The sequence below is a fragment of the Sinomonas sp. RB5 genome (assembly GCF_054063535.1).
Genome location: NZ_JBSSGJ010000027.1, coordinates 1 through 7,797 on the forward strand (window position 1 = coordinate 1; position 7,797 = coordinate 7,797).

The following is a 7,797-nucleotide window of genomic DNA, read 5'->3' on the forward strand; positions in this document are numbered from 1 at the left end:
CAACGAGCGGATCTCTACAAAGCTCGAGGGCCTGAGCCCGGTCCGATACCGGGCCCAGGCCCTCGCAGCCTAGACTTTCACTTCACCAGTCCAACTCTCGGGGACCAGTTCAGGATGCTGCGGGCCTCCTTCGCGTCTGGCGCGGGAGCGGACTACGCCTTGGGGCTGTACCGGGCGATGTCGGCCGCGTTGACCGCCGCCGCCATGAGGAGCGCCGAGACGAGCATGTGCGCCGCAACGAGGAGGGCGGGGATGCCGGTGTAGTACTGGGTGATCCCGAGGGCCGCCTGCAGGACCGTCAGGCCGAGGAGGGTGAGCACTCCGTTGCGGAAGGACCCGCGGATCCGGCGGGACAGGGTCGCGACGACGGCGAAGAGGGCGCCGAAGAGAACCAGGTACGCCGGAACCGCGTGGATGTGCGAGAACAGGTCCCAGTCCAGCCCGTTGCGCGGCGCGTTGGCGTCCCCGGCGTGCGGACCCGCGCCCGTCACGGTGACCCCCAGGACCACCGCCGCGGCTGTGGCCAGCGCCGTGGCGAGCGTGGCGGGCGCCATGGAGCCCGGCAGGGCCGGGTGCACCCGGTCCATGAAGCGCCCCGCGCGCCCGTAGGCCCGGTTGACGAGGAGCATCGACAGCACGACGAGGGCCATCGAGACGAGGAAGTGGAGGCCGACGATCCAGGGGTTCAGGTGCGTCAGCACCGTGATCCCGCCGATGACCGCCTGCGCGGGAACGCTCGCGAGCAGCCCGACGGCAAGCCAGAACAGGTCCTTGCGCTCCTTGCGCAGGTTCCAGAGCATCACCAGCATCACCACCGCGACGGCGGTGAGCGCGAAGGTCAGGAGCCGGTTGCCGAACTCGATGATCCCGTGCACCCCCATCTCCGGCGTGGTGGTGATCGACTGCGCGGTGCAGCGGGGCCACGTGGGGCAGCCGAGCCCGGACGAGGTCAGGCGCACCGCGCCGCCGGTGAGGATCAGCACGATCTGCCCGACCAGGGAGGCGATCGCCATGGCACGGATGCGGCCGTCCACCTTCCGGGGGAGCCAGGCGGTGAGGCGGGTCAGGGTGGTGTCTGTCATGGGTTTCAGCTCCATCGGAACCAGCGGGTAGCGGCGGCGCCGGCGAGCACGGTCCACGTCAGGAGCACGGCGGCGGCAGGGACATTCAGGGAGCCTTCGAGGAAGGCCGAGCGCACGGCATCGCCGAGCGCTCCGGAGGGCAGGAACCCCACCACGGGGGCCAGGGCGGCGGGCACCCGCTGCACGGGCATGACGATCCCGCCGAGGACGCCGAGGAGGATCCAGACGAGGTTCGTGATGGCGAGGGTGGCCTCGGGGCGGGCCGTGCCCGCGATGAGCAGGCCCAGGGCGGTGAACGCCGCGGCGCCCAGCGCCAGCAGCGGCAGCCCGAGGAGGATCCCGACGGCTCCCGGCCGCCACCCGAGGGCGAGCGCGGCGCCGCCGATGACGACGACCTGGACGGCCAGGACCACCAGGACCGCGAGGACCTTGCCCGCGATGAGTCCGCCGCGGCCGAGTGGGGTGGTCGAGAGGAAGCGGAGCACGCCGTAGCGGCGGTCGAAGCCGGTGGCGATGCCCTGGCCGGTGAACCCCACGCTCATGGTGCACAGGGCGAGCACACCGGGGGCGGCGACCGCGATCCGGCTCGGCCCCAGCCCGTCGAGGACGGGAGTGACGGTGAGCCCGATGAGCGCGAGGAGCGGGAGCACGATCATGAGCGTGAGCTGCTCGCCGTTGCGCAGCATCGCGGCCGTCTCGTACCGTCCCTGCTGCCAGACGCGGCGCGTGAGCCCTGCGGCGCCGCTCATGCGGCCCTCCCGTCGCGACGGGCGGCCTCGTCCTCGGCCGCCGACTCGGCGGCGATCGAGAGGAAGACGTCCTGGAGGTTGGCGGTGCCCAGCTCGAGCGAGTGCGGCATGATGTCGCGCGCGTGCAGCCACTGGGCCACGGCGAGGAGGTCCGCGGGGGTGAGCTCGCCGTCGACCGTGTAGTGGCCGGCAGAGGCCTCGGTGACCGTGACGCCCTCCGCGGCGCGGTCGGCGAACGCCGCCGCGAGGTCGAGGCCGGGCCGCGACCTCAGCGTGAGCCGCGACCGGGTGCCCTCGCGGCGGGCCAGGATCTCGCCGACGGTGCCGCTCGTGACCACGCGGCCCCGGTCGAGGATGTGGACCACGTCGGCGAGCCGCTCGGCGTCGTCGAGGAGGTGGGTGGTGAGGATGACGCCGAGGCCGTCGCGGCGCAGTTCGTCGATCAGGTCCACGACGAGCTGGCGCGACTGGGGGTCGAGGCCGGCGCTGGGCTCGTCGAGGAAGACGACCTCGGGCCGCCCGATGAGCGCGGCGGCGAGGGCGACCCGCTGCTTCTGGCCGCCGGAGAGCCGCCGGATCGTGGTGGACGCGAACTCGTGGATCCCGAGCCGCTCGGCCAGCTCGCCGACCGGGCGCGGGTCCGTGTACATGCCGGCGACGTGCGCGAGCAGGGCCAGCGGCCGCGCGGCGGGGGGGAGGCCGCCCTCCTGGAGCATGATGCCGACGCGGGCGCGCAGCGCGGCGTCGGCCTTCTCAGGGTCCTCACCGAGGAGACGGACGACGCCGGCGGTGCGCCTCTGCAGGCCCTGCGCGCACTCGAGCGTGGTCGTCTTGCCGGCGCCGTTGACGCCGAGGATCACGGTGATCTCGCCGGCGTTCGCCGTGAGGTCGACTCCTGCCAGCACCCTCTTCATGCGGCCCTCGAGAGAGGGGAGGGGGCCGACGTCCTTCACCAGGCCTTCTATCTCGAGGCAGGGGGTACCGGTCTGTAGCACCTGCCCATTCTACGCAAGGTAGTAGTGCGTTCCCTGGGGGCGCCGGACACCGGCCGCGGAGGCCCCGGATTCCGCGGAGGGCGTGATAAGCATCTCCTTACTGGAGACCGGGGGGATATTAGGCAATGATTGTCTTGTGTATTCCGTGACCTCTCCGAAGCCCGATGCCCGGGCCGATGCTGAGGACCGCACCCGGGACCGCGTCCTCAGCGCGGTCCTCGAGCACGGGCCGGTCAGCGCGGCCGAGCTGGGCGAGATGCTCAACGTCACGCCCGCCGCGGTCCGACGCCATCTCGACGCCCTCACTGAGGCAGGCGTCGTGGAGGTCAAGCGGGTCGCGACGTCCGGCGCCGGTGCGGGACGTCCCGCCCGGAGGTACGTGCTGACCTCGAGGGGCCAGTCCACGATCGGCGACGACTACCTCGCGATCGCCCGCAAGGCGCTCGAGCGGCTCGGTGAGCTCGGTGGCCCCGGCGCCGTGGAGGACTTCGCCCATGAGCGGTTCGCGGCCATGGAGAGGCGCTACCAGCCCCTCGTGGACGCGGCCGGCGAGGACATCGCCGCGCGGGCGCGGGCCCTCGCCGAGGCGCTCACGGCCGACGGCTTCGTCGCGTCCGCCGCCTCCGTCCAGGCCAAGGCCCCGCTGCCCGTCCACCTGGGCAGCATCCAGCTCTGCCAGGGGCACTGCCCCGTGCAGCAGCTCGCCGCGGAATTCCCCGTCTTCTGCGACAGCGAGACGGCAGCGTTCTCACGCCTGCTCGGCGTGGACGTCCGCCGGCTCTCGACCCTCGCGCAGGGCGGGCACGTGTGCACGACCCACATTCCTACCGGGCGGGGCCAGCTGAGGCTGCCCGGCGCGGAGACCGCAACCAACCAGCAAGAGAGGCCGTGATGACGGATCAATTAGCTGAGAACCGCGCCGCGACGGCCGGGGGCCAGGCCGGCGCCGGGTCCACGGTGATCGCGGAGATCCTGGAGAAGAACCCCGAGCTCCACGGGATCGGCACGTACGAGTACGGATGGGCCGACAAGGACGACGCCGGCGCGAACGCGCGCCGGGGCCTGGGCGAGGACGTGGTCCGGGACATCTCTGCCAAGAAGGGCGAGCCCGAGTGGATGCTCGAGACGCGCCTGAAGGGCCTGAAGTACTTCGACCGCAAGCCCATGCCGCTGTGGGGCGCGGACCTGTCGGGGATCGACTTCGACAACATCAAGTACTTCGTCCGCTCCACGGAGAAGCAGGCCGCCTCGTGGGAGGACCTGCCCGAGGACATCCGCAACACCTACGAGAAGCTCGGCATCCCGGAGGCAGAGCGCTCGCGCCTGGTCGCGGGCGTCGCGGCCCAGTACGAGTCCGAGGTGGTCTACCACCAGATCCGCGAGGACCTCGAGGCCCAGGGCGTGATCTTCCTCGACACGGACACCGCGCTCAAGGAGCACCCGGAGTTCTTCCAGGAGTACTTCGGCACCGTGATCCCGGTCGGCGACAACAAGTTCGCCTCCCTCAACACGGCCGTGTGGTCCGGCGGCTCGTTCGTGTACGTGCCCAAGGGCGTCCACGTCGAGATCCCGCTGCAGGCCTACTTCCGCATCAACACGGAGAACATGGGCCAGTTCGAGCGGACGCTCATCATCGCGGACGAGGACTCCTACGTCCACTACATCGAGGGCTGCACGGCCCCGATCTACACGTCCGACTCGCTGCACTCGGCCGTGGTGGAGATCGTCGTGAAGAAGGGCGCCCGCGTCCGCTACACGACCATCCAGAACTGGTCGAACAACGTCTACAACCTCGTCACCAAGCGCGCCATCTGCCATGAGGGCGCGACGATGGAGTGGATCGACGGCAACATCGGCTCCAAGGTCACGATGAAGTACCCGGCGGTCTACCTCGTGGGCGAGCACGCCAAGGGCGAGACCCTCTCGATCGCGTTCGCGGGCGAGGGCCAGCACCAGGACACCGGGTCCAAGATGGTGCACATCGCGCCGAACACCAAGTCCTCGATCGTGTCGAAGTCCGTGGCCCGCGGCGGAGGCCGCGCGGCGTACCGCGGCCTCGTCCAGGTCCGCGAGGGCGCGAAGCACTCCGCCAACACGGTCCGCTGCGACGCGCTCCTCGTCGACACGATCTCGCGCTCCGACACCTACCCGTACATCGACATCCGCGAGGACGACGTCGTGCTCGGCCACGAGGCGACCGTCTCGCGGGTGTCCGAGGAACAGCTCTTCTACCTCATGTCCCGCGGCCTGCCCGAGGACGAGGCCATGGCGATGATCGTGCGCGGCTTCATCGAGCCGATCGCCCGCGAGCTCCCCATGGAGTACGCCCTCGAGCTGAACCGCCTGATCGAACTGCAGATGGAAGGGTCCGTCGGCTGATGACTGAGATGACCGAAGAGAAGACCGCAGAGAAGGCCCGCATCGGCACCCCGTCGATCCCCGGGCTCACGGAGGAGGGCGAGAGCCTCGCCCCGCTCGAGCCCGCCGGGCAGACCTCGCCGCTGGGCGGGGCCGCCTCGAAGGCGCACTCGCACGGCGGGGGCTACGGCATCCCGGACAGCTCGCGCGCCGGGCGCCTGACGTCCTACCGGCTCGAGGACTTCCCCGCGATCAAGGGCACCGAGGAGGAGTGGCGCTTCACGCCCGTCAAGCGCCTCGGCGGCCTGCACACCGCGGCGCTCGACGGCGCCGCCCCGGCCGTCGCCGTCGAGGGGCCCGAGCAGGTCCGCGTCGAGACCGTGGGGCGCGACGACGCCCGCATCGGCTCGGCCGGCATCCCCGAGGACCGCGTCTCCGCCAACGCGTGGGCGCACTTCACCGAGGCCACGGTCGTCACGGTGCCCGCGGGCGCCGAGCTGGCGGACCGGGTCCTCGTGACCGTGACCGGAGCGGGCTCCGCGCCGGCCGCGCAGCACGTCGTGGTCGTCGCCGAGCAGGGCTCCCGGGCCGTCGTCGTGCTCAACCACGTCGGTGAGGCCGTCGTCGCCGAGAACGTCGAGATCGTCCTCGAGGACGGGGCGCACCTCACGGTCGTGAGCCTGCAGGAGTGGTCCGACACCTCGGTGCACGCCTCGAGCCAGCAGGTCAAGGTGGGCCGCGACGCGCACCTGAAGCACATCGTCGTCAGCCTGGGCGGCTCGCTCGTCCGCGTGACCCCGACGGCCCGGTTCGCGGCCCCCGGCGGCGAGGTCGAGCTCTACGGCCTCTACTTCGCCGACGCCGGCCAGCACCTCGAGCACCGCACCTACGTGGACCACGCCCAGCCGAACTGCGTCTCCAACGTCCTGTACAAGGGCGCCCTGCAGGGCAAGGACGCACGCACGGTGTGGGTCGGCGACGTGCTGATCCAGAAGCAGGCCGAGGGCACCGACAGCTACGAGAAGAACCAGAACCTGGTCCTCACCGACGGCTGCCGCGCCGACTCCGTGCCGAACCTCGAGATCGAGACCGGCCTCATCGAGGGCGCCGGCCACGCGAGCGCGACCGGCCGCTTCGACGACGAGCACCTGTTCTACCTCATGGCGCGCGGCATCCCCGAGGATGTGGCCCGCCGGCTCGTGGTGCGCGGCTTCCTGAACGAGATCATCCAGAAGATCGGCGTCCAGGGCATCGAGGACCACCTGACCGAAGCCGTCGAGCGCGAGCTCGAAGCCGGCGAGAACTGACAACGACCTTTAGGCCAGCCCGGTCCGCCGGGCAGTAGGAGAACACACATGTCCACACTGGAGATCAAGGACCTGCACGTCTCGATCGAGACGGAGCAGGGCGTCAAGGAGATCCTCAAGGGTGTCACCCTCACCGTGAAGACGGGGGAGACCCACGCGATCATGGGCCCCAACGGCTCCGGCAAGTCCACCCTCGCCTCGACGATCGCGGGCCACCCGCGGTACACCGTCACCTCGGGCTCGATCACGCTCGACGGCGAGGACGTCCTCGCGATGAGCGTGGACGAGCGCGCCCGCGCGGGCCTGTTCCTCGCCATGCAGTACCCCGTGGAGATCCCGGGCGTCACCATGACGAACTTCCTGCGCACCGCGAAGACCGCGATCGACGGCGAGGCCCCCGCGATCCGCCACTGGACCAAGGACGTCAAGGCGGCCATGGCGCAGCTGCGCATCGACGCGGACTTCGCCCAGCGCAACGTCAACGAGGGCTTCTCCGGCGGCGAGAAGAAGCGCGTCGAGATCCTCCAGCTCGAGCTGTTCAAGCCGAAGTTCGCGATCCTCGACGAGACCGACTCCGGCCTCGACGTCGACGCCCTCAAGATCGTCTCGGAGGGCGTGAACCGCGCCCACGCCGAGGGCAACATGGGCACGCTGCTCATCACCCACTACACGCGGATCCTGCGCTACATCAAGCCGCAGTTCGTGCACGTGTTCGTGGACGGCCGCATCGCGGAGCAGGGCGGCCCGGAGCTCGCCGACCGCCTCGAGGACGAGGGCTACGACCGCTACCTCACCGGCGCGGGCTCCGCGACGGCCACGGCCTGACACGGGCCACGGCCACCACTTCGACACTGGGAAGGCAGTGATGACAGAGATCCAGCCCGCACCGACATCGCTCGAGGACGTCGAGGAGCGTCTCAAGGACGTGATCGACCCCGAGCTCGGCGTCAACGTCGTGGACCTGGGGCTCGTCTATGGGCTCGAGTACGGCGAGGACGGGGCGCTGCTGATCAGCATGACGCTCACGACCGCCGCATGCCCGCTCACGGACATCCTCGAAGAACAGGTCGGCAACGTCCTCGACGGCGTTGTCGACGAGTGGCGCCTCAACTGGGTGTGGATGCCGCCATGGGGTCCCGAGCGGATCACCGAGGACGGGCGCGACCAGATGCGCGCCCTCGGCTTCAACATCTAGAGCAGCGGGTCCTCGGGACCCGCGAGCGCACGACGGCGGCCGGGGGCCGTGCCCCCCGGCGGGGGCCGGCGGGCGGGGGGGGGGGGGGCGGGGGCGGCGGGCCGCGTGACG

Annotated in this window: 8 protein-coding genes; 5 read left to right on the forward strand and 3 right to left on the reverse strand. The window is 70.9% G+C overall.

Annotated features, from left to right (window positions below; translation table 11 throughout):
* Positions 1–152: 152 nt before the first annotated feature.
* From ACVWWH_RS19965 to ACVWWH_RS19975, 3 genes are read right to left on the reverse strand one after another with little or no spacing between them, the layout of a single operon-like run.
* Positions 153–1,082 carry a COX15/CtaA family protein gene (locus tag ACVWWH_RS19965; RefSeq protein ID WP_457317777.1) on the reverse strand — a complete coding sequence of 310 codons (930 nt, stop codon included), beginning with the start codon at positions 1,080–1,082 and terminating at the stop codon, positions 153–155.
* A gap of 5 nt (positions 1,083–1,087) precedes the next feature.
* Positions 1,088–1,831, reverse strand: coding sequence for an ABC transporter permease (locus ACVWWH_RS19970; RefSeq protein ID WP_457317778.1), 744 nt, complete (start codon positions 1,829–1,831; stop codon positions 1,088–1,090).
* Positions 1,828–2,826 carry an ABC transporter ATP-binding protein gene (locus ACVWWH_RS19975; RefSeq protein ID WP_457317779.1) on the reverse strand — a complete coding sequence of 333 codons (999 nt, stop codon included), beginning with the start codon at positions 2,824–2,826 and terminating at the stop codon, positions 1,828–1,830. The genes ACVWWH_RS19970 and ACVWWH_RS19975 overlap by 4 nt, the downstream gene beginning before the upstream one ends.
* 136 nt (positions 2,827–2,962) lie before the next feature.
* On the opposite strand from ACVWWH_RS19975, the gene ACVWWH_RS19980 reads away from it, so the two are divergent.
* From ACVWWH_RS19980 to ACVWWH_RS20000, 5 genes are read left to right on the forward strand one after another with little or no spacing between them, the layout of a single operon-like run.
* Entirely contained in the window at positions 2,963–3,718 is a 756-nt protein-coding gene (locus ACVWWH_RS19980; protein WP_447418836.1) for a helix-turn-helix transcriptional regulator, read from the forward strand.
* A complete protein-coding gene (sufB, locus tag ACVWWH_RS19985; RefSeq protein ID WP_066497655.1) occupies positions 3,718–5,205 on the forward strand; it encodes a Fe-S cluster assembly protein SufB in 1,488 nt (495 codons plus the stop codon). Before ACVWWH_RS19980 ends, sufB begins: the two co-directional genes overlap by 1 nt.
* Positions 5,205–6,491: a Fe-S cluster assembly protein SufD gene (gene sufD / locus ACVWWH_RS19990; protein ID WP_457317780.1), complete on the forward strand. Its 1,287-nt coding sequence runs from the start codon at positions 5,205–5,207 to the stop codon at positions 6,489–6,491. The genes sufB and sufD overlap by 1 nt, the downstream gene beginning before the upstream one ends.
* A gap of 48 nt (positions 6,492–6,539) precedes the next feature.
* Positions 6,540–7,316: a Fe-S cluster assembly ATPase SufC gene (sufC, locus tag ACVWWH_RS19995; RefSeq protein WP_066497659.1), complete on the forward strand. Its 777-nt coding sequence runs from the start codon at positions 6,540–6,542 to the stop codon at positions 7,314–7,316.
* A 40-nt stretch (positions 7,317–7,356) separates the two neighbouring features.
* Positions 7,357–7,686, forward strand: coding sequence for a metal-sulfur cluster assembly factor (locus ACVWWH_RS20000; RefSeq protein ID WP_066497662.1), 330 nt, complete (start codon positions 7,357–7,359; stop codon positions 7,684–7,686).
* The last annotated feature ends 111 nt before the right edge of the window (positions 7,687–7,797 follow it).